The organism is Streptosporangium sp. NPDC053982 (assembly GCF_055585205.1).
In genome coordinates this window covers 73,252-93,428 of record NZ_JBVJKQ010000020.1, presented here as the reverse complement: position 1 = coordinate 93,428, position 20,177 = coordinate 73,252, and the positions used below count along the sequence as shown (strand labels likewise).

The following is a 20,177-nucleotide window of genomic DNA, read 5'->3' as shown; positions in this document are numbered from 1 at the left end:
GCCAGACCGGTCTCCCCGTCCCGCTCCTCTCGGCGCGAGATAAACACTACCATGGCCAGTAGGTCGTCATCTCCGCCTTATGGGCTGTGCCAGGCGGCCAAGGCGGGTCCGATCGTGCTCCGCCGATCCGCGACGCGCTCCGCCGGTTCGCCGCCCTTCAGCGCCGTCCGCACGACGCTCACCGATCACCGGTCGTCCCCGCCAGCGGGCTCCCGCGCCGCGGCGAATCGGCGGAGCGCGTCGAGGGCGGACAACCCGTAGGCGTCCTCGACGGCGTCCGCCAGCAGGTGGCACATCCGGAACCTGTCGAGCGGGGTCAGGCCCATCCGCGTGAGGTGCAGGTACGTGTAGTTGAGCAGCACCCGGTAGCGCAGGAACGCGGGGTCGGCGAAGACCTCCTCGTGGTAGGCCGGGCTGTCGAAGATCAGGCGCTGCAGTTCGCTCGGCTCCCGCCGCGGCACGGGCAGGTCGCCGAGCCGGGCCTCGAACGCCTCGCCCGGCCTGGTCATCGGCTGGGACAGCCGGCCGTCGTCCATGAGCTCGCCCGCCCGGACGCGGTAGCGCTCCAGCAGTGCGGCCCACTCCCGTACGAACGGGACGGGCGGGGCCGCCGGGTCGTCGAGCGCGGCGACCGCGTCCCGCACCCGCGCCGTCAGGGCTTCGCGCCGCTCCCGGAAGTCGCGTTCGAAGGCGTCCCGCGTGGCCGCGGGATCGGCCGCCCAGGTGATGAACCCCTCCGCGTGCATCCGGAACGAGAGGTAGCTGCGGGTGATGGGGTGCGAGGTGTGCGCGACGGTCAGCATGAGGTTCAGCGCGAGACCCTGCCTGCCGTCGTGACCCGCCCGCACGTGGTCGAGCATGGCGAACAGCAGCGGCGTGCTGTCGGCGTAGAAGGCGGTGAGCAGCTCCACCGCCTCGTCGCTGCCGAGGACGTGGCGCCGGGAGTCGTACGGCGCGTCGCGGATGGAGTTGTCGGGCGGCCACGGCGTGAGCGGCCCGTGCTCCTGCTCGCGTACGGCGAGCAGGCGGTGCCTGGCCAGGCTCTCGTCCGGGTCGAGCCGGACCGTGGAGGGATGCTCGCGCAGGTAGGCCCCGACGACCTCGTCGATCCTCGGGCGCACCACCTCCTCCCAGACCCGCGGCGCCGCCTTCACGTTGATCCGCAGGTGGGGGCCCTGCCTCCAGTGGCGCAGCACGTACGCCGCCTCCACCCGGCCGCGCAGCCCGTCGAGCAGCGGCCGTACGGCGTCGAGCAGCAGGCCGTCCTTGTCGGGAGCGTGGTAGTGGACGTGGACGCAGTGCCAGGTCGCGGGGGCGGCTTGGGCGGGTGAGCCGGTCAGGGGGACCACCTCCGGGAGCCGGCGACGCCGGCGAGGTCGGTGAGGACACGGGCGAGGAGGAAGGACACGTGGTGCTCGGTCCCGGCGCGCAGCCCCAGCCGGTTGCAGAACAGGTGGGCGCAACGCATCAGGATCAGCGGCACCGTGCGGTGCCCGGGCTGCGCCGCCAGGGCGAGGAACGCGTGCGGGGAGCCCGGGTCGGACGGCTCGCACCTGCCCGCGGCGTGCAGTGCGGCGAGGTCCTCGCGCAGGGCGCGCACGGACGACGTCCACGTGCCGAGCAGGCCCCCGGGCTCGGGAAGGTCCCACAGCCTGCGTGTCTGGGCGAGCAGCGCCTCCCTGCGGCGCAGCCAGTCGTCCTGCCCGCCGGGGATCTCGGGTCGCCGGCCCGCCTCCCGCGCCGCCCGGGCGAACGCGTGCGCGGCGGCGGGCAGGTCGGGCTCGCACGCCGCGAGCGCGATGGTCAGCGCGGCGAGGCCGATCGCGGCGCGCCGCTCCATCGGCGTGCCGGCCGCCAGCACGTCGAGCGCGAGCGCGCTGGACACCGTGAAGTGCCGCTCCGCGGCGGCGACGCACGCGGCGTCGCCGTAGGCGGCGTGTTCGGGCGGGTAGGCGATGAACTCCACCGAGTCCGCCGGGCGCAGCCGGTCGTCGTACCGCTCGCGCCGCTCACCCCTCGCGACGGCCGCCGCGAAGGCGCGGTACGCCTCCGGGTCGACCGGGGGAGAGGGATGCGCGGCGAAGTGGGCCGCCGCCCGCTCCCGTACGAGGCCGCGGACGCGCGGCGCCCGCGAGGGGTCGGGCACCCCCAGGCGCAGCCGCACGTGCTGGCCGCCCTCCCAGTAGCGGAGGAAGAAGTGGCCGCGCAGCGTCCCGTCCGCCGTGAGCTCCCGCACCACGGGGTCCACGACGCCGGTCACCAGGGCGTCGAGGTCACCGGAGTGGAACAGGTGGGCGCTGACCCACCGGTCGCCGGCGTCGGGCCGCGGCGCCGTCACCGGGCCGTCCCCGCCGAGAGCTGGACGACGTACTCGGTGACCCGTCTGCCGTCGCCGTACAGGGGGGCGTCGGAGGGGTCGGGCAGGGCCTCCTCCAGCACCACCAGCGCGCCGGGGTCGCGCAGCGAACGCAGGAACCCGGTCAGCAGCAGCGGGTCGGTCACGTCGACGTACATCGGCTTGCGGTCCTTGCTCAGCAGCCCGACCAGGAGACCCTCCCCGAGCCCGACCACCCGCGCGAAGAAGCGGCGGGGCACGCCGTGCAGCGCCAGCCACCCGGCCAGCCGCGGCAGGTAGGCGGCCTCGTCCTCGCCTTTGGCCGGCACGGGGAAGCCGTCCGCCCGCAGGCGCCAGGCCGCCCGGGCGACCGTGACCCGCCCGACGTCCATCCGGGGCCAGCGCTCCACCTCCCCCTCGGCCGGAACCCCGCCCCGGGTGCGGAACACCCAGCCGGGCACCATCGCCGTGGACGGCTCGCCGAACGCCCGCACGAGGAACTGCAGCCACGGCGGCAGCCAGTGCTGCGCGGTCATCCCCAGGTGGACCGGCCGGACCGCACGGCCCTCCCCGTCGAGCAGCGCCAGCCGGTCGCGGCCGGGGTCGTGGCCGACCACGAGGTCCGCGGGGGAGAGGGCCGGCAGCGCGGCGTCCCCGTGCGCGAAGGGGTGGTCCAGGGCCAGGTCGGCCGTCGCGGGGCGCACGTTGAGCCCGCCGCCCACCAGTCCCCGGCACTCGGCCACCAGCACGTCGCCCTGCCCGGCGCGCAGCCCGGCCGCGGGCGGGACGTTCCCTCCGGCCAGCGCGACCAGCCGGTACAGCCGCGACAGCCCCCGGCCGTACCCCGCCGAGACCGAGTTGACGACCGCCCGCACGCCGTCCGCACCGTCCGGTACGGCCTGCAGGTAGCAGCAGACCGACCCGGGCGGCTGGACGAAGCGCGGCCACGAGGCGGCCATGGCCGCCAGGCGGGCGGGCGCGACCCCGGCCACCCTCTCCCCGGGCGAGGGGCCGGCGTCCGCCAGCTCCCAGAACGCCCGCCGCAGCTCCGACAGCTCGCGCAGTCCGTCCGGGGTCTCCTCGCCGGGCACGGCGCGCGGGGCGGCCACGGGGTTGCGCAGCATGCCGCGCAGCACCGCGCCGCCCGCCCCGGGGCCTCCCGAATGGATCTCGCGGTAGAGGTCCAGGGCGGGGATCCGGGTGCCGGGGCCGTGCCGGTCCAGGAAGAACGCGGTGGCGGCGATCTTGACGGGCAGGTCGGGATCGAAGAGGCCGAGCAGGCGGCGTAGGGCGTCGAGGTCGTCGCACACCCCCCGCCAGGCGGCCGCGCCCAGCCGGGCCGCGACGCCGGGGATCACGGCGCTGTGCCACAGCAGGTTCCTGTCGGGCAGCGACGACTCCGGGGGCAGTACCTCCTCCAGCGCCTCGCGCACCACGGCGTGCTCCCGCCGCGGGGACGCGGACGCCTCCCCCGTGGCCTCCCGCAGCGTCTCGGCGATCCGCCCGACCGCGGCCGCGTACGGCGCCGCACCGCCCTCGGCGCCGTTCCCGGCACGGCCCTTGGCGCCGTTCCCGGCGCCGCCCGCCGCGCCGTCCCCGACGCCGTCGCGGGCTTCGTCCCCGGCCAGCCAGGTCGCCAGGTCGCCCACCGGGTCGGCCGACTGCTCGTCGTAGGGCGGGAGCAGCTCCAGCAGCCCCGCGTCGACCAGGGGCTCGATCCCGGGGGCCTCCGCGAGTGTGGGGAAGGCGTGTCCGCGGACCCAGTCGAGGGCCCGCCGCACATCGGGGCCGGCGGCCACGCCGGACAGCGGCTCGTCCGTGCCCGGACCGAGGAACCAGATGCGGCTCCCGTCGTCGCGGGCGGAGGGGTTGACCCGCAGCCGCGCCCGCTCGCGCACCGCCCGGTGCCGGGTGAGCGCGGACCACAGCGGGCGCAGGACCGCCCGGTCGAGCTCGGCGACGACGTGCCAGGACGGCTCGCCATCGGTCCGCACGGCGGGGCCGCGCTCCGTCCACCGGCCGAGCCCGTTGAGGGCGAACGTGGCGTACGGGCTGGTCTTGACGGTCGCCCGTGCGACGTACCTGGCCAGCCGCAGCAGCTCCTGCCGGTCCGGCGGGCGGTCCGCCGGGCCCGCCAGCCACGCGTCGAGGCGGGCGGCCAGCACCGGGCTGCCCAGGGCGAGCCCGTGCCGGAAGCCGGGGTCGGCCACCGCCGAGCGGAGCAGGGCCGTCCTCTCCCGCGTCTCCTCCGCCAGTACGGCGGGCAGCGCGGCCCGCAGCGCCGTCTCGCGGTCCCTGCGGGCGGTCCACTCCCGGACCCGGGTGGCGAGTTCCTCCGGGAGGGCGGCCAGCACCTCGGCCGAGGCGGCCCGGGCCGACGGGCGGCGCCCGGAGAACACGGCGCGCCGCAGCGCGACGAGCCCGGCCCTGAGCGGTCCGCCCGCGGTCCGCCCGATCACGTCGTGCAGTGGGCCGGACAGGTCGGCGCCCTCACGCCGCAGCCACGCCGAGGTGTCCGCGATGTCGTCCACGACCTCCCAGGCGCGGGTGCAGCGCATCCGGTCGAGGCCCGCCAGGGGCAGTCCCGCGACGCGGACCGCGAAGATCGGGGACACGGCATAATCGCGACCGGTGGGCCGTACGGGATCGCCGCCCTCGGCGGCGGCCCGCGTCGCTTGAGTCCGTGTCGCATGGGTCCGCGTGACATGAGTCAAGGAACGCGCTCCTCGTGTGGTTCGCCGGGAGGCCGAGGGCGCCCGTGCGGTGGGCGCCCTCGGCCCCGCTCATCTCACCGGCGTCCGCGCGGGCTCACCGGTCCTGATCGTCGCCGGGGCTCGCAGTCCCGGCGTCGCGGGTCCTACAGCTCGGGCGCCCAGCAGCTGGTGGCCGACAGGTAGGACGAGCAGTAGCCGGCGGCCGAGGAGGCGCCCGTCTCGACGGCGCCGTGGCCCTCCGCCACGATGGAGTCGGCGGAGAGCACGTCGATGGAGTCGACGTCGAGGCCGCGCAGGTCCAGCTTCAGGTTGTCGGACATGTATGTGTCTCCTTCTTGAAAATGAGGTAACCGCTTCTCACGTGCCGTACCGGCCGTGACCCCACGGGTCACGGCGTCACCGGATGGGTGGGCCTCACCTCCTCGGGCAGGACGGGCGGGATCCCGCGGGCCACGAGGGGCCCGCTGGTCAGGGGCGTGCCCATCGCCAGGAAGGACAGGCTCCGCAGCGGAGTGCCGGCGATCCCGAGCACCTCGTCCGTGGTGTCGTTCGCGCCGTCGGAGTGGATGCGCGCGGCCAGGCCGAGGGCCGTGGCGGCCAGCGTCGCCCGCTGGACGACCAGGCCCGCTTCGGCCTGCTGCAGGCGGTACCAGCGGTCGCCGTACGGTCCGGCGCCCGCCAGGGGGTCGCCCACCGGCACGAGCACGGCGGCCGCCCCGCGCAGGGCGGTCCGGGTGTTGGCCAGCAGGCGCCCGGTGGTGAGGGCGTCCAGGCGGTTCGGGCCCGCGACCCGCCGCAGCGTCCGCGGGCCGGGGTCGTACCGGTAGGCGCCGCGGGGCAGCCCGTCCACGCGCAGCGACAGCAGGCAGAGGGCAGTCGCCACCGGTCCGTCCCCGGCTCCGGGCAGGTCGGCGGGGTAGCCGCCGCCCGCGGCCGCGAGGATCGCGCCGAGCAGGTCCGGACGGAGGGGCACCGGGCGGTACCCGGCCGGTGGGGAGGCGCGCCGCGGCACCCCCGCCGCCGGGCGCGCCTCGGGAGCCGGTTGCGGGAGGGGGACGGCGGGACCGTCCTCCACCGGGGGCCGCGGCCGGGGGAGGGAGCCGGACGGGAGGTGGGCGGCCACGGTCGCCCGGTGCAGGGCCGAGGCGGGGCCGTCGGGCATCGGCAGCGGGACGGGCGCGCTCTCCCCGGCGACCGGTCCTTCCCCGGCCACGGGTCCTTCTCCCGTCCCGGGCCTCCCCATGGCCGCCGGTCGTGACGGTCCGCCGGGGGCGTCCGTCCCCGCCGGGGAGAGCGACGTGAGCGTGAGCACGGCCATCGCGGCCTCCCGCACGCCGTCGAGCCCGAGCAGGCGGTCGACCTCCCCGTCGGGGAAACGCAGATGGGCGCGGGCCGTCACGCTCAGCCGCCCGGCGACGGCGAGCGCCTGGGCGACGAGCACGCCGGTCTCCTGGCACACCAGGCGGTAGCCGAAGTCGCCGTACTTGAACATCGACCGCCAGAAGACCGCGGACAGCACGAGCGTGACGTCCGACGCCGGCGCGTCCGCGAGCGGCCCGGTGAGCGACGGGGTGTGGTCGCCCTCCCGCACGCGCTCCAGCGCGTGGTGGACCGGGTCGTAGTGGTACAGCGCGGCGGGGAGCCCGGGTACGCGGGACTCCCCGGCGGCGACGTACGCCTCGATCGGGTAGAGCCCGCCCCCCGACGGCGCGGGGCGGCCGAGGAGGAAGGCCGGAGGCCCGCCCAGCGGGGCGCCGTCGTCGTCCAGCCGGTGGAGCCACACGAGCCTGGCGAGACCGAGCAGCTCCCGCAGGAGCTCGCCGAGCAGGCCGAGGGGCGTGTCGTCCCGGGTGGCCCAGGGCAGGACGATCCGCTCGGCGCCGGGGTAGCGCTTGTGCCTGGTCGGGGCGTTGGCCCAGTCGATGGACAGCGGGCCCCGGTTCCGCATCGCGGCCAGGTAGCGGCGGGTGGCGTCACCGGGCGCGTCCGCCGTCGTGGTGCCGTGCATCCGGTCTGCCTCGCTTCCTTCGTCGGTCGTGCGGATCGGGCCGTGTGGATCCGGGGGGAGAGGGGGTCGTCACGGGAAGGGGTGGGGATGGGGGTTGAGCTGGTCGGGCCGCAGGTCCTCGTCCCGGTGGCCGAGCAGCCGGGGCAGGGACAGCAGCCGCGGCAGGCCGTGGGTGCGCCGGTACCGGTGGCCGAACGTCATCGGCATCGCCCCCGGCACGATCACCTTGGCGCAGGAGAATCCGGCGGCGCGGGCCTCGGGGGAGGTGATGTCGACGGCGACCACGTCCAGGCCGCTCGCCAGGTACCGCCCGGCCAGCTCCGCGAGGTCCGCCGTGAGGTCGTCGTGCTCGGGCCACGCGAGTCGTGCCGTCACCTCCGCGACCGTCAGCGCGGGCCCGCGGACCGGCAGGAAGTCCAGACGTCCGGCCGCCTCCGGATGGCCGTACAGCAGGGGATGGTGCTCCAGGAGCCGGACCTCGTCCGGGTCGGCCGCGAGCCGGGCCGCCTCGGCCGGGTCGTACCGTTCGACGTGCCCCTCCAGCATCGGGCCGAGGTCGTCGAGCGCCCGCCGCAGCGCCCGCTCCGGATCCAGGCCGGCGGCGGTTCCGCACAGCGCGCGCGGGCGGCCGGGCCGGCCCGTCGCGTCGACGGCCATCACCCAGAACACCGGAACCCGCTGCTCCAGCATGGCGACGAACGCGTGGACGTCGTAGCCCAGCCGGTCCCGTACGCGCTGGGCGAGCATGGGGACGCGCCGGTCGGCCGCCGACGCCAGGTCGACGCGCGGGATGGGCATCCGGGCGTACCACGTGGCGAGGAAGGCGTCCCGCTCGCCCACCTCCAGCAGGCCGTGCAGGATCGCCTCGGCGGGGTGACCGCCGAGGGCGCACCCGTTGGAGCACTCGTAGGCGAACCCCAGGTCGTCCGCCGGCCGGGGACCGAAGTAGGCGTAGCTCTCCGGCACCAGAACCGGTTCGTCGCGCCGGAACGAGTACGCCCACACCCACGCCGTGGGCCGTTCCGGGTGGAAGCGGGTGAACCAGAAGCCCGGCCGGTCGTACCAGTCGTCGGGGTAGAGGCCCAGCGTCCTCGGGTCGATCGCCCGGTCGGCGACGTCGGCGTACGCGGCGCGTACGGCGGTCCGCCGCCCGCGCGGGTGGATGCCGGCGATCCGCTCCAGGGCCTCGGCCACCGCGGTCGCCCGCGCCGAGGCGAAGTCGTCGCTGCGGCCGTACCCGTGGTGGCTCTCGTGCGCGGTCCTGGCGGGGCTGAGCCGGGCGACGGCCATCGCGCCGCCGCCGCGCTCCTCCGTGACCAGGGCCTGGACGATCCCGGTCTCGGCGTCCACGAACCGCCTCTCCAGTTCCGCGGCCCTGCCGCCGATGCCGCCCACCCTGAAGGCTCCCGGATGCGGTTTCCGCGCCGGCGCGGGGACGTAACGGCCGGCCTCGGGCCCGTCGTCCGGCCGGGCGCCGCAGTCCGGGCACAGCGGGTCGGGCAGGAAGGCGTGGCGGCGTACCGTGCCGGTCGGCACATGGATCCGCAGCAGCGCGCCCGCGGTCCGGGCGGACCCGGGATCGCTCCGCAGGCGGTCCACTTCGTCGGCCACCAGCGCGGCGACCGTCTTGGCGACCAGCGGGATGAGGAGGGAGGAGGGCCTGCTGTCCAGCTCCGCGCCGTACCGCTCGCGCAGCGCGTCGCGTCCGATCGCGTCGGACCGGTTGCCCCTCCGGCGCCGGGTGACGCAGGTCGGGCAGCCCGGACAGGACGGGCGCACCGCCGGACCGGCCAGCACCCAGCCGGCGTCCACCCGGACCGGCAGCCACGGCACGCCCCGCCCGGCCGCGCGCCGCGCCACCGAGGGGTACGGCCGCACGTCGTCGGCGTCGCTCGCGACGACGATCACGCCGCCGGGGCCGGCGGACCCGGCGGCGGCCAGGGCCGCGCTGATCGCGGCGTGCAGCCTGCCCGTCCCCAGCACGCTCACGGGGCCCGGCGGTCCGGCGGGGGCGGCCGGCGGCGGGGTCCCGGTCATCGAGGTCTCAGTCATCGAGGAGCACGACCTGTGCGACGTAGGGGAGCAGCCCGGCCGCCGCGGGGTCGTGGTCGAGCGGCACCACGACCGGCACCGCGCCCGCCGCCCGAAGCGCGCCCGTCATCACCCGTACGGCTTCCGCGGCGTCACCCGGGGGAGCCCACAGCGGCCGGGCCGACGCGTACGCGCTCTGTCCCGTGGTCCGGGCCTGGACGCGGAGCAGCAGCCGTTCCAGTCCCTCCCGCAGGGAGTCGGGAGCCGTGCCGGCCGCGGACACGAGGACCGGCCCGCCGGGGGCGATGCCCGGGACGGTGAGGGAATGGGCGGGCACGCCCAGGACGGACGTGCGCTCGCGGACGTCCGGCGGTTCACCGGCCAGTGCGAGCTGCCGCGCCGCCGTCTCCGTCCCGGGGCCGCCGGGAAGGGCTGAGGTGAGGGCGGATGCGAGGGCGGGCGGCACGTGCGTCTCCGCGGCCGGGCCCTCGGCCGTCCGGCCGGCCAGCAGGGTCTCGCAGTGGGTGCGCAGCCCGGCCGCGACCGCCTGCGCCCAGCTCAGGCCGGCCCCCGCGCCGTCGGGGGCGCGCAGCGCGCCGGTGGCGCCGGTGAGCCGGAGGGACGCCGCCGGCACCGTGCGCGGCCGGCCGCCCGGCAGCTCCACGCCCCACAGGACGTCGCCGGCCCGGCCGGCCGCCGCGAGGACGCCGTAGGTGGCGAGCGCGGCCAGCAGGCAGCGCAGACGCGCCGACCGCCGGTCCTCGCCCCAGCCGACGACCTGAGGGGGCGGCGCCCAGCGCGGCAGCGCACCGAACGGATCGGAGACGGTGGCCTGACAGACCGACAGCGGGGTCTGCGAGAGTCCCTGCTCGTCCAGCGTGCCGAGGATCCCCAGCCGGGGATCGACCACACGCGCGGCCTTCTCCAGCAGTTCACCGGCCTCCACCGGCGCTCCCGACGCCAGCGACTCCACCGCGGCCCGCGCCGCCTCGGCGCCGCGGGCCGTACCGGCCGCCGCGTGAGGGTGGGGGGCGAACCGGTGCGGGACGGCGTCGAGGTTGCGCAGGTCGACCCGGGTGAGTTCGGGCTCGGTGCCGGCGCCGGTGGCGTCGAGGCCGGTCAGATGGGAGAAGCAGGCCAGCGTCAGCATAGAGGCGATCACCGGGGGCACCGGGCCCACGAGCAAGTCCTCGCCGGAGTGGGGCGGGGTCGCCGCGGGCAGCCCGGTCAGGCGGTGCCAGCCCGACTCCACGGACGTCGCCGATGGTCTGCCCACCCGGCTGAGCCACACCTCCGTGGCATGGACGAGGGCCTGGCCCACGACGACGCCCGCCTCCTCGCAGGCGCGGGCACCCGCCACGAGGGCGCCGGTGTCCGTGCCGACCTGGAGGAGGACGTCCGCGTCCCGGCTGATCACATCGGGCAGCGCGCCGGCGGCGACGACGCGTATCTCCTGCTCGGGGTCGCGGCGGGCGGCGTCCGCGGCCCGGGTGACCGAGGCGGTGTCCGAGCAGGCCACGGTGATCCGCCGCCAGCCCGACCCGGCGCACGCCTGGAGCAGCGACATCGGCAGCGGGCCGTCTCCCGCCAGCACCAGCCGGGAGCGGCGGAGCCGCTCGAACCGCCATTCGGGGGAGTCGAGCGCGTAGCCGATGAAGGCGATCTCCTCCGCGTACGTGCGCCGCTCGGCCTCGCTCAGGCCGTGGGGGCGCGCCTGCCGGGCGTCCACGACGAACCGCTGCTCGGCCAGCCGCCGCACCAGGCCCTCGACCATGTCGCGCTTGTCGTCGGGAAGCGGTGCGGTCAGCTCCGCCAGGGTGTGCTCCCCGGTGAGCGCGGGAGCCAGTCTGCTGAGCCAGGCGTGCGCCTGACGGCCCCGGAACGTGCACGATCCGTAGTCGCTCTGCACGTGGACTCCGTCCGGGCATTCGACGAAGCGAACGTCGTCCCGTAGTCGAGGTCTCATGGCTGAATCGGTGTGTGGGAGCGCTCCCATGAAGCCGATGTTAAAATCCGATTCCGGTTATGTAAAGCACATATTCCTCTTTTTTAAGTCGTCGTTTCTGTGTAGAATCCCGCGATTCCCGGCAATGTGATTACGGAGTGCGACCATTCCTGTGCGGCTGCCGGGTGATTCAGGAAAGCCGTTATATGGAATACGGCGTGTATTTATCGGCGGCGGCATGGGAACGCGTCCCGGGCCCGGCGCGATGTCGGATCCGGCGGTCGCCCCCGTCCTCCGCGGGGCCCCGGAGTCGTGCCCGGCGGACGTGGGGTCCTGAAGGGGCGTCGGCCTCCGGGGAGGCCGTCCCGCGTGACGGCCGGGGGGGGGGGGGGGGGGGGGGGGGGGGGGGGGCGGCGGGGGGGGGGGGGGGGGGGGGGGGGGGGGGGGGGGGGGGGGGGGGGGGGGCGCGCGCCCGCCCCCCCCCCCCCCCCCCCCCCCCCCCCGACGGCGTCGGCGGGCGCCCGGAGGGGAAGCCGGCCGAAAATTTTCGCCGTCGGCCAGAGTTCCGGCCCGTGACCCGGGCGTGTCCGGCGGCGACGGAGGGGGATCCCGTGAGGCGGCCGGAACCGCGGGCTCTGCACTGCGGATCGCCCGATTCCCGGGGTCGTACGCGATCTGCGCGCCGGTGGGCGGCTGTGGCGTTCCGGATGGCCGGGCCGGCCCTCCCGTCGCGGTCACGGTTGCGGGCCGACGCCGGGACCGCTCCGAGGTGCTCTGAAACTTTCATTAGTACTACGAAAGTTTATTGACGGGTCCAGGGCTCGCACCTAGGGTTCCGAGTTAACGATCCGCAGGGCGCCGGAAACCCACTGAAGATCATTTTTCGGCGCGGTCCCGCCGGCGCCGCGGCCCCGAGCGCGCCCGGAGGGGCCGTGCCCCTCAGGTGACCTCATTCGCCGCGGTCCCGGCGCCGACCCCTAGGAGCACGCATGGAACGCACCCCCCACTCCGGACGCCGTACGGCCGGGCTCACCGCCGGGTTCGCGGCGGCCGCGGCGGTCCTGTGCGCCGGCGCCCTGACCGCGCCGGCTCACGCGGACTCCACGCTCGGACAGCTGGCGGCCGCCAAGGGCCGGTACTTCGGCTCGGCCACCGACAACCCCCACCTGTCCGACACGGCCTACAAGCAGATCCTGAGCAGCGAGTTCGGCCAGCTCACCGTCGGCAACACGATGAAGTGGCAGTACACCGAGCCGTCTCAGGGCCGGTTCGACTACGAGCAGGCCGACGCCATCGTCGCCCTCGCCGAGGCCAACGGCCAGACCGTCCGCGGTCACACCCTCGTCTGGCACAACCAGCTGCCCGACTGGGTCGCCGCCGTGCCCGCCGACCGGCTTCCGGGCGTGATGCGCGACCACATCACCGACGAGGTCACCCACTTCAGGAACCGGGTCGTCCACTGGGACGTGGTCAACGAGGCGTTCGAGGAGGACGGCTCCCGGCGGCAGACCGTGTTCCAGCAGAAGATCGGAAACGGCTACATCGCCGAGGCGTTCAAGGCGGCGCGGGCCGCCGACCCGAACGTCAAGCTCTACTACAACGACTACAACATCGAAGGCGTCGGCCCGAAGAGCGACGCCGTCTACGAGATGGTGAAGTCGTTCAAACAGCAGGGCGTCCCCATCGACGGCGTCGGCATGCAGGCCCACCTGATCCTCGGGCAGGTTCCCGCCACGATGCAGCGCAACATCCAGCGCTTCGCCGACCTCGGGGTGGACGTGGCCGTCACCGAGCTCGACATCCGCATGGACCTGCCCCGCACCGACGCCAAGGACACCCAGCAGGCCGGCGACTACAGCGCGGTCGTCAAGGCGTGCCTGGCGGTCTCCCGGTGCGTGGGCATCACCGTCTGGGACTTCAGCGACAGGCAGTCCTGGGTGCCGTCCGTCTTCCCCGGCCAGGGCGCGGCCCTGCCGTACGACGAGAACTACGCCAAGAAGCCGGCCTACCACGCGATCGCCGCCGCGCTGGGCGGCACGGGCGGGCCCTCCCCGACGCCCGGCACGGGCACGTGCTCGGCGTCCTACAGGGTGACGAGCCAGTGGCAGGGCGGGTTCACCGCCGAGGTCACGGTGCGCAACACCTCCTCCGGCCCGCTCGGCGGCTGGGCCGTCACCTGGACCTTCCCCGACGGCCAGAGGATCGCCAACCTGTGGAACGGCGAGGCGACGACCACCGGGTCGTCGGTCAGGGTCCGCAACGCGGGCTACAACGGCGCACTCGGCGCGGGCGCGTCCACCTCGTTCGGGTTCCTGGGCTCCTCCGCGGGCGCCAACCGCGTCCCGTCCGACATCGCCTGCGACAGACCCTGAGGGGACAGGACCCGAGTGACAGGACCTGAGGAACGGGACCCGAGGAGAAGAGCGAGATGACATCCGTGGACGCCCCGAGCACCGCGCCCTGGCGGGACGCCGGACTGCCAGCCGGTGAGCGTGTGGAGGCCCTGCTGGCCGAGATGACGCTGGAGGAGAAGGTCGCCCAGCTCGGATCCGTCTGGCTGAACCCTCCGTCCGCCGGCCCCGGGGCGGCGGACGAGGGGACCGCCTGGCCGGGCGTCCCGGCGACCGGCCAGGAGGCGGCCGCCGGGAACACCGCCGGGAACACCGCCGGGAACGTCGCCCCGCTGCAGGACCGGTTCGCCCAGGACGACGTCGATCTGGACGAGCGGATCCGCGGCGGCATCGGGCACCTCACCCGGGTCTACGGCACGAGCCCCGTCAGCCCGGCCGAGGGCGCGGCCCGGCTGCGGAGGCTCCAGGAGCGGGTGGTCGCCGCCAACCGGCTCGGCATCCCCGCGATCGCGCACGAGGAGTGCCTGACGGGGTTCGCGACGTACGGCGCGACCGCCTACCCCACGCCGCTGGCCTGGGCCGCCGCCTTCGACCCCGCCCTGGTCGAGCGGATGGCCCGGGCCATCGGGGAGGACCTGCGCTCGGCCGGCGTCCACCAGGGCCTGTCGCCGGTCCTCGACGTCGTACGCGACCACCGGTGGGGCCGGGTGGAGGAGACGCTCGGCGAGGACCCCTACCTCGTCGGGCAGATCGGCGCGGCCTACGTGCGCGGCCTGGAGGGCGCCGGGATCATCGCGACGCTCAAGCACTTCGCCGGGTACTCCGCCTCCCGGGCGGGCCGCAACCACGCCCCGGCCGGCATCGGCCCCCGGGAGATGGCCGACGTGATCCTTCCGCCGTTCGAGACGGCGATCCGCGAGGGCGGCGCCCGGTCGGTGATGAACTCCTACGCCGACGTCGACGGCGTGCCGGTCGCCGCCGACCCGGACCTGCTCCGGCGGGTGCTGCGCGACCGGTGGGGGTTCGACGGCACGGTGGTGGCCGACTACTGGGCGGTTCCGTTCCTCGCCACGATGCACCGCGTCGCCGAGGATGAGGCGGACGCCGGCGCGATCGCGCTGCGCGCGGGCATCGACGTGGAGCTTCCCGACACGGTCTGCTACGGCGCCCGCCTGGTGGAGCGGGTGCGGGCCGGCCGGGTGGAGGAGTCGCTGGTCGACGAGGCGGTGCGCCGGGTGCTGCGGCAGAAGGTCGAGCTGGGCCTGCTGGACGACGCGCCCCTCGTCCCGGAGGACGCCGGCGCCGCCGACCTGGACGGCCCCCGCAACCGTGACCTGGCCCGCGCCCTCGCCGAGCGGTCCGTCGTGCTGCTGAGCAATCCCGCCGGGGTCCTGCCCCTCGACGCCGGGACGACCGCGCGGATCGCCGTCGTCGGCCCGTGCGCCGACGACCCGCGGACCCTGCTCGGCTGCTACGCCTTCCCCAACCACGTGCTCGGCCGCTTCCCCGGCCACGGGATGGGCCTGCCCGTCGCGACCATCCGGGAGAGCCTCGCGTCGGAGTTCCCGGATGCGGAGCTGGGGTACGCGCGCGGCGCGGAGGTGTCCGGCGACGACACCTCGGGGATCGCCGGGGCCGCCGCCCTGGCCGCCGCGTCCGACCTCGTGCTCCTGTTCGTCGGTGACCGGGCCGGGCTGTTCGGCGACGGCACCTCCGGCGAGGGGTGCGACGCCGCCGACCTGCGCCTGCCCGGCGTCCAGCCGGAGCTCGCCGAGGCCGTCCTGGCCACCGGGACACCGGTCGTCCTGGTCGTCGTGTCCGGACGGCCGTACGCGCTGGGCGCCTACAGGGACAGGGTCGCCGCCGCCGTCCAGGCGTTCTTCCCCGGAGTGGAGGGCGGCCCGGCCGTCGCCGGCGTGCTCAGCGGCCGGGTGAACCCCTCGGGCCGCCTGCCCGTGCAGGTGCCGGCCTCGCCCTCCGTCAACCCCTCGACCTACCTCCAGGCGCCGCTGGGCCTGCGGACGGACGGCGTGTCCGTGCTCGACCCGACACCGGCGTTCCCCTTCGGGCACGGCCTGTCGTACACCGCCGTCCGGTACGGCGCGCTCACCGTCGCAGCGCCCGCCTGCCCGACGGACGGGGTCGTCCAGGCCCGGGTGACGGTCGCCAACGACGGCGACCGGCCCGCAGAGGAGGTGGTGCAGCTGTACGCCTCCGACCCGGTCGCGCGGGTGGCCCGGCCGGTCGCGCAGCTCGTCGGTTTCGCGCGCGTGGCGCTCGAACCGGGCCGGACGGCCGAGGTGGTCTTCGACGTGCCGGCGGACGCCTTCTCCTACACCGGCCCCGACCTGCGCCGCGTCGTCGAGCCGGGCGTGATCGAGCTGACCGCCGGTCCTTCGGCCGCCGACCGCCCCCTGCGGGCCGAGGTCCTGCTGACCGGCGAGACCGTCGTCCTCGGCGCGGACCGCCGCCTGACCACGCCCGCCCGCGTCGAAGGGCTCAGCGCTTCGGCGGAGCCGTGCTTCCCCGGACCGTGAGGGTGGTCGCGATCTCCAGGCCGACCTGCGTTATCTCCTCACCCCGCCCGAGGGACAGCGCCAGTTCGGTCGCGGCGGCCGCCATCTCGCTCAGCGGCTGGTGAACCGTGGTCAGGGGCGGGTCGACCCAGGCCACGACCGGCAGGTCGTCGAAGCCCACCACGCTCAGATCCCCGGGGATGGACAGTCCCAGCTCGCGGGCGGCCTGGTAGACACCGAGCGCCTGCAGGTCGTTCGCCGTGAAGACGGCGGTGGGCCGGTCGGGCCGGGAGAGCAGGCCGAGCGCCGCGGTACGGCCGTCCTCGCGGGTGAGCAGGGTGCGGACCACGAGGGCGGAGTCGGCGGGCAGACCGGCCTCGACCAGCGTGGAGAGGTAGCCCGCCACCCGGGCACGGCAGAACGGGTGGTCCGGACCGCTGATCATGGCGATTCGGCTGTGCCCCAGCTCGATCAGGTGCCGGGTCGCGGACCGGCCGCCCCTCCAGTTGGTGGCGCCCACGAACGGCACGTCGTCCGGAAGCTCTTCGCTCGGGTCGAAGACGACGAACGGGATGCCCTTCGCCGTCAGCTGGTCGCGCTCCTCCGGTGAGAGCTGCGCCACCGACAGGACGCACCGGGGACGGCGTCCGACCGTGTCGTCGATGGACATGGGCGACGAGTCGTGGAGGCCGAACTCCGAGACCATGACCCCGACGCGGTTCTTGCGGGCCACCCGCTCGACCCCGCGGATGATCTCCACGGCCCACATGCTCTCCAGCTCGCGGAACACCAGTTCCACGATGTTGTTCCGGCTGCTCGAGGCGGGCTTGCGGTAGCCGTACCGGTTGATCAGTCCTTCGACCCGGGCACGGGTCTGGGCCGACACCCCCGAGCGGCCGTTGAGCACCTTCGACACGGTGGGGACCGAGACCCCGGCGGACTCGGCGATGTAGGCGATGGTGACCGATCCCGGCCCGCCGCCTTGTGAGCTCTGCTCGTCGGCCGCGGGTTCGTCCGATCGGTTGTCCGTCACATTCGCCCTTCCTCGTCGACGGCGAGCCCGCGCGTCGCCGTCCGCCGGGCCCGCCCGGCCTTCTCCAGGGACATTCTGGCATCCGCGCCGACGGCGGGGAGGCCGTCGGCGCGGCGCGATGGCCGCCCGCAACCTGGTCAACGGCCGGCCCTGCCACGTCCACGGCGGCGACGGCGCGGCACCGTCCGGCAGGCTGCGCGAGGCGCTCGACCGGGGTTCACAGGTGATCACCGGTCGAGGATGTACATAATACGAATTACGTATACGTGAGCCCGTACACTTGAGACGTGACGACCCTCCAGGAGGCCCGGTGACCGCCGCGTTCTCCACATCCGACCGCGCCGCCAACGCCTCCGGCGACCCACTGGAGGCCCCCGGGCCCCGGCGCCCCCGGCGGCTGGGCGACACCGTCGTCGCCTCCCTCGTCGACCGCATCGTGTCGGGGGCCTACCCCGTGGGCGCCGTGCTCCCGACCGAGCCCGAGCTGTGCCGGGAGTTCGGCGTCTCCCGGACGGTGGTCCGCGAGTCGGCCAAGCTCCTGGAGGCGAAGGGACTGGTCAAAGCCGTCCCGGGCCGGGGGACCCGGGTTCTGGAGCCCATCGGCTGGAACCTGCTGGACCCCCTCGTCCTGGAGGCGCAGATCCGGCACGACAGCGACCTGTCCATCCTCGACGACCTCGTCAACGTCCGGGCGGCCCTCGAGTGCGACATGGCGGCGCAGTGCGCGCGCGTGATCACACCGGCCCAGGCCGAGGCGCTGAGCAGGCAGGCGGACGTCCTCGCGGCGAGCCTGCACGACCCGCCGCGCTACGCCGCGGAGGACGTCGCCTTCCACGAGATGATCATGATCGTCTCCGGCAACCGTCTCGGTCACGCGATCATCCACGGCATCCACGCCAAGGCGCGGCTGTCGAGCCGGTACAACGGCGACCCCGACGGGGACGAACTCGCCCAGTCGCTCGCCGAGCACCGGCAGATCGAGTCGATGATCCTCCAGGGCGACGCCCTGGGAGCCGCGGCCGCGATGCGCGTCCACATAGCGGGCTCATGGGCCAGGCGCCGCCCCGCCGTACGCGGGGCGAGGGGCGGGACCGCCCCCTGAGACGGCGCTCACCGGGCGCGCGCGGGCACGCCGGCGCGGTCGTCCCGGTGGCCGTTCCAGTGGTCGTCCGGGACGAGACGCAGGCCCGCCCGGCCGGGGCGGACATGGGGCCCGGCGGTCGCGGCCGGCGGGTCGGCGGCCCGCACGGCGCGGATGTGCTCCTCGTCCACCCGGATGCCGAGCCCCGGCTCGTCGCCGAGGACGATCCCGCCGTCCTGGAACTCCTGGTCGACCTCCAGCCCGATGGGAGCCGAGAGGTCCTGGACCTCGAACGCCAGATGGTTCGGGACGGCCACGGCGGCGTGCGCCACCGGGTTGGCGTGGTACGCCACCGGGCTCACGGGCAGGTCGCGGCCGTGGGCCACCGCGGCCACCCGCAGGAAGTGCGTGATGCCCCACACGTTGCCCACCTGGACGACGTCCACGGCGTCGGCGTCCAGCAGCGGCCGGTACTGCTCCAGACCGGTGAGGTTCTCCCCGGTCGCCACCCCGGCGCGGATGCCCCGCCGGACCGCGGCGAGCCCGGCCGCGTCCCACCTGCGCACCGGCTCCTCGATCCAGGCGAGGTCCACCACGCGCTCCAGCGCCGAGACGAACCGTACGGCCTGTGAGCGGTTCCACGACTCGTTGGCGTCGAACATGAGGGCCGGGTGGGCCGAGTTGCGCCCGAGAACGTCCCGCAACGCCCCCAGCCGCCGCAGGTCGTGCCCGAGGTCCCGGCCGCCCTTGAGCTTTCCGGCGCTGAAACCCCGGTCCGCGAAGCGCTCGTACAGGCCGACGAGGGCGTCGTCGTCGAGTGCGATGTCCAGCCCGGAGGCGTAGCCGGGGACGAACCGGTCACGGCCGCCGAGGGTGCGCCAGAGCGGCTCGCCGGCCGCCTTCGCCTTGAGGTCCCAGAGCGCCATGTCGATCGCGCCGATCGCGCCGAAGGTCGCACCCGAGTGACCGGTTTTGAAGACCCGGTCGATCATCCGGTCGTAGAGCGCCGGGACGGCCCGCGGGTCCTCGCCCTCGACGGCGCCGAAGACGCGGTCGATGTCGCCGTGCGCCCCGAGCCCGACGCCTTCGAGGCCGCCGTCGGTCTCCAGGATCAGCACGTGCACGTCGGTGTGCGGCCCCGGCATGACGCCGTTGGCGTCGCCGATCGGCCGGCCCCAGTCGTGCGCCGTCGTCAGGCTGCGGTAGCCGGTGACCTTCACTGGTACTCCTTCGTGGCAGGGATTCGACTCACTCCTTGGTGCCTCCGGCCGTCATGCCCGCGACCAGGAAGCGCTGGGAGAAAAGGAAGACGACCAGCACCGGCAGCACCGACACGACGGTCGCGAGCGCGAGCGTGGGCAACTGAACGGACTGGGCCCCCGCGGAGCTCGGGTTGAACGCCGGGGTCGAGGCGAGCAGGGAGGTCAGGCCGACCTGGATCGGATACCCCTCGCTGGAGGGCAGCATCACGAAGGGCAGGAAGAAGTTGTTCCAGTTCTGCACGAAGCTGAAGAACGCGACCAGGGCGACGATCGGCGCGGCCAGCGGCAGCGCGACCCTCCCGAACACCTGGGCCTCGCTGCATCCGTCCAGGCGCGCCGCCGCCAGCAGGTCGCGCGGCACGCTGGTGGAGAAGTAGATGTAGGTGAGGTAGACCCCGAAGGGGAAGAACGACATCGGCAGGATCACCGACAGCGGGCTGCCGATCAGACCCGCCGCGTTCAGCTCCAGGAAGATCGGCAGCACCAGCGCGGTGTTCGGGATCAGCATGACGATCAGCGTCAGCACCAGGAGCAGCCGCCGGAACCGGAACTCCGTCAGGGCCATCGCGTAGCCCGCCGGGATGCTCGCGACGAGCGTGATGACGAGCGCGCCCAGGGCGTACAGCGCCGAGTTGCCCACCCACGCGGTCACCGCGCCGTCCTGGAAGCCGAACAGCTGGTCCCAGTTGGCGGCCAGGTCGCCGAGGCCGCCGGGCCGGAACGGGTTCCCGACGATGAGCCCGCGTGCCGACTTCGTCGTCGCCAGCAGCAGCCAGACGATCGGTACGGCGAAGAACAGCACGAAGACCGCGACCACGACCGCGATGATCGTCCGGCCGCTCCAGCCGCTGAGGCCGTCGCGGCGTTCCGCGGCCCGGCCCATGTCCGTTCTCGTCATGGT

The 20,177-nt window shown here is 75.1% G+C and carries 13 protein-coding genes; 3 read left to right on the top strand and 10 right to left on the bottom strand.

Annotated features, from left to right (window positions below; genetic code table 11):
• Positions 1–185 precede the first annotated feature (185 nt).
• From ACZ6W9_RS32090 to ACZ6W9_RS32060, 7 genes are all read right to left on the bottom strand, one after another.
• Positions 186–1,349, bottom strand: a complete 1,164-nt coding sequence (locus tag ACZ6W9_RS32090; protein ID WP_470121106.1) for a thiopeptide maturation pyridine synthase — start codon at positions 1,347–1,349, stop codon at positions 186–188.
• Positions 1,337–2,338: a lantibiotic dehydratase C-terminal domain-containing protein gene (locus ACZ6W9_RS32085; protein ID WP_389967385.1), complete on the bottom strand. Its 1,002-nt coding sequence runs from the start codon at positions 2,336–2,338 to the stop codon at positions 1,337–1,339. The genes ACZ6W9_RS32090 and ACZ6W9_RS32085 overlap by 13 nt, the downstream gene beginning before the upstream one ends.
• Complete coding sequence (locus tag ACZ6W9_RS32080) at positions 2,335–4,950, bottom strand: lantibiotic dehydratase (RefSeq protein ID WP_470121104.1); 2,616 nt, start codon at positions 4,948–4,950, stop codon at positions 2,335–2,337. Before ACZ6W9_RS32080 ends, ACZ6W9_RS32085 begins: the two co-directional genes overlap by 4 nt.
• A 242-nt stretch (positions 4,951–5,192) precedes the next feature.
• On the bottom strand, positions 5,193–5,369 hold the full coding sequence (locus ACZ6W9_RS32075) for a thiopeptide-type bacteriocin (protein ID WP_362940094.1): 177 nt from the start codon (positions 5,367–5,369) through the stop codon (positions 5,193–5,195).
• Positions 5,370–5,437: 68 nt separating this feature from the next.
• Complete coding sequence (locus ACZ6W9_RS32070; RefSeq protein WP_470121102.1) at positions 5,438–7,057, bottom strand: SagB family peptide dehydrogenase; 1,620 nt, start codon at positions 7,055–7,057, stop codon at positions 5,438–5,440.
• Positions 7,058–7,126: 69 nt separating this feature from the next.
• Positions 7,127–9,109: a TOMM precursor leader peptide-binding protein gene (locus tag ACZ6W9_RS32065; RefSeq protein WP_470121100.1), complete on the bottom strand. Its 1,983-nt coding sequence runs from the start codon at positions 9,107–9,109 to the stop codon at positions 7,127–7,129.
• Positions 9,102–10,997, bottom strand: coding sequence for a hypothetical protein (locus ACZ6W9_RS32060; protein ID WP_470121098.1), 1,896 nt, complete (start codon positions 10,995–10,997; stop codon positions 9,102–9,104). The genes ACZ6W9_RS32065 and ACZ6W9_RS32060 overlap by 8 nt, the downstream gene beginning before the upstream one ends.
• A gap of 1,025 nt (positions 10,998–12,022) precedes the next feature.
• On the opposite strand from ACZ6W9_RS32060, the gene ACZ6W9_RS32055 reads away from it, so the two are divergent.
• Together ACZ6W9_RS32055 and ACZ6W9_RS32050 are read left to right on the top strand one after the other, a co-directional pair.
• Positions 12,023–13,405, top strand: a complete 1,383-nt coding sequence (locus ACZ6W9_RS32055; protein WP_389967401.1) for a glycoside hydrolase family 10 protein — start codon at positions 12,023–12,025, stop codon at positions 13,403–13,405.
• A gap of 56 nt (positions 13,406–13,461) precedes the next feature.
• Positions 13,462–15,921 (top strand): beta-glucosidase, encoded by a 2,460-nt coding sequence (locus ACZ6W9_RS32050; protein ID WP_470121096.1) that lies wholly within the window; start codon positions 13,462–13,464, stop codon positions 15,919–15,921.
• On the opposite strand, the gene ACZ6W9_RS32045 is transcribed toward ACZ6W9_RS32050, so the two are convergent.
• Positions 15,884–16,933, bottom strand: coding sequence for a LacI family DNA-binding transcriptional regulator (locus ACZ6W9_RS32045; protein ID WP_389967407.1), 1,050 nt, complete (start codon positions 16,931–16,933; stop codon positions 15,884–15,886). The two genes, ACZ6W9_RS32050 and ACZ6W9_RS32045, sit on opposite strands and share 38 nt — an antisense overlap.
• A gap of 310 nt (positions 16,934–17,243) precedes the next feature.
• On the opposite strand from ACZ6W9_RS32045, the gene ACZ6W9_RS32040 reads away from it, so the two are divergent.
• Complete coding sequence (locus ACZ6W9_RS32040) at positions 17,244–18,035, top strand: FadR/GntR family transcriptional regulator (protein ID WP_389967413.1); 792 nt, start codon at positions 17,244–17,246, stop codon at positions 18,033–18,035.
• 8 nt (positions 18,036–18,043) lie between these two features.
• Here the strand turns inward: ACZ6W9_RS32040 and ACZ6W9_RS32035 are convergent, their stop codons facing one another.
• Together ACZ6W9_RS32035 and ACZ6W9_RS32030 are read right to left on the bottom strand one after the other, a co-directional pair.
• Positions 18,044–19,234: a mandelate racemase/muconate lactonizing enzyme family protein gene (locus ACZ6W9_RS32035; RefSeq protein WP_389967416.1), complete on the bottom strand. Its 1,191-nt coding sequence runs from the start codon at positions 19,232–19,234 to the stop codon at positions 18,044–18,046.
• 28 nt (positions 19,235–19,262) lie between these two features.
• Positions 19,263–20,174, bottom strand: coding sequence for a carbohydrate ABC transporter permease (locus tag ACZ6W9_RS32030; protein ID WP_389967419.1), 912 nt, complete (start codon positions 20,172–20,174; stop codon positions 19,263–19,265).
• Positions 20,175–20,177 lie beyond the last annotated feature (3 nt).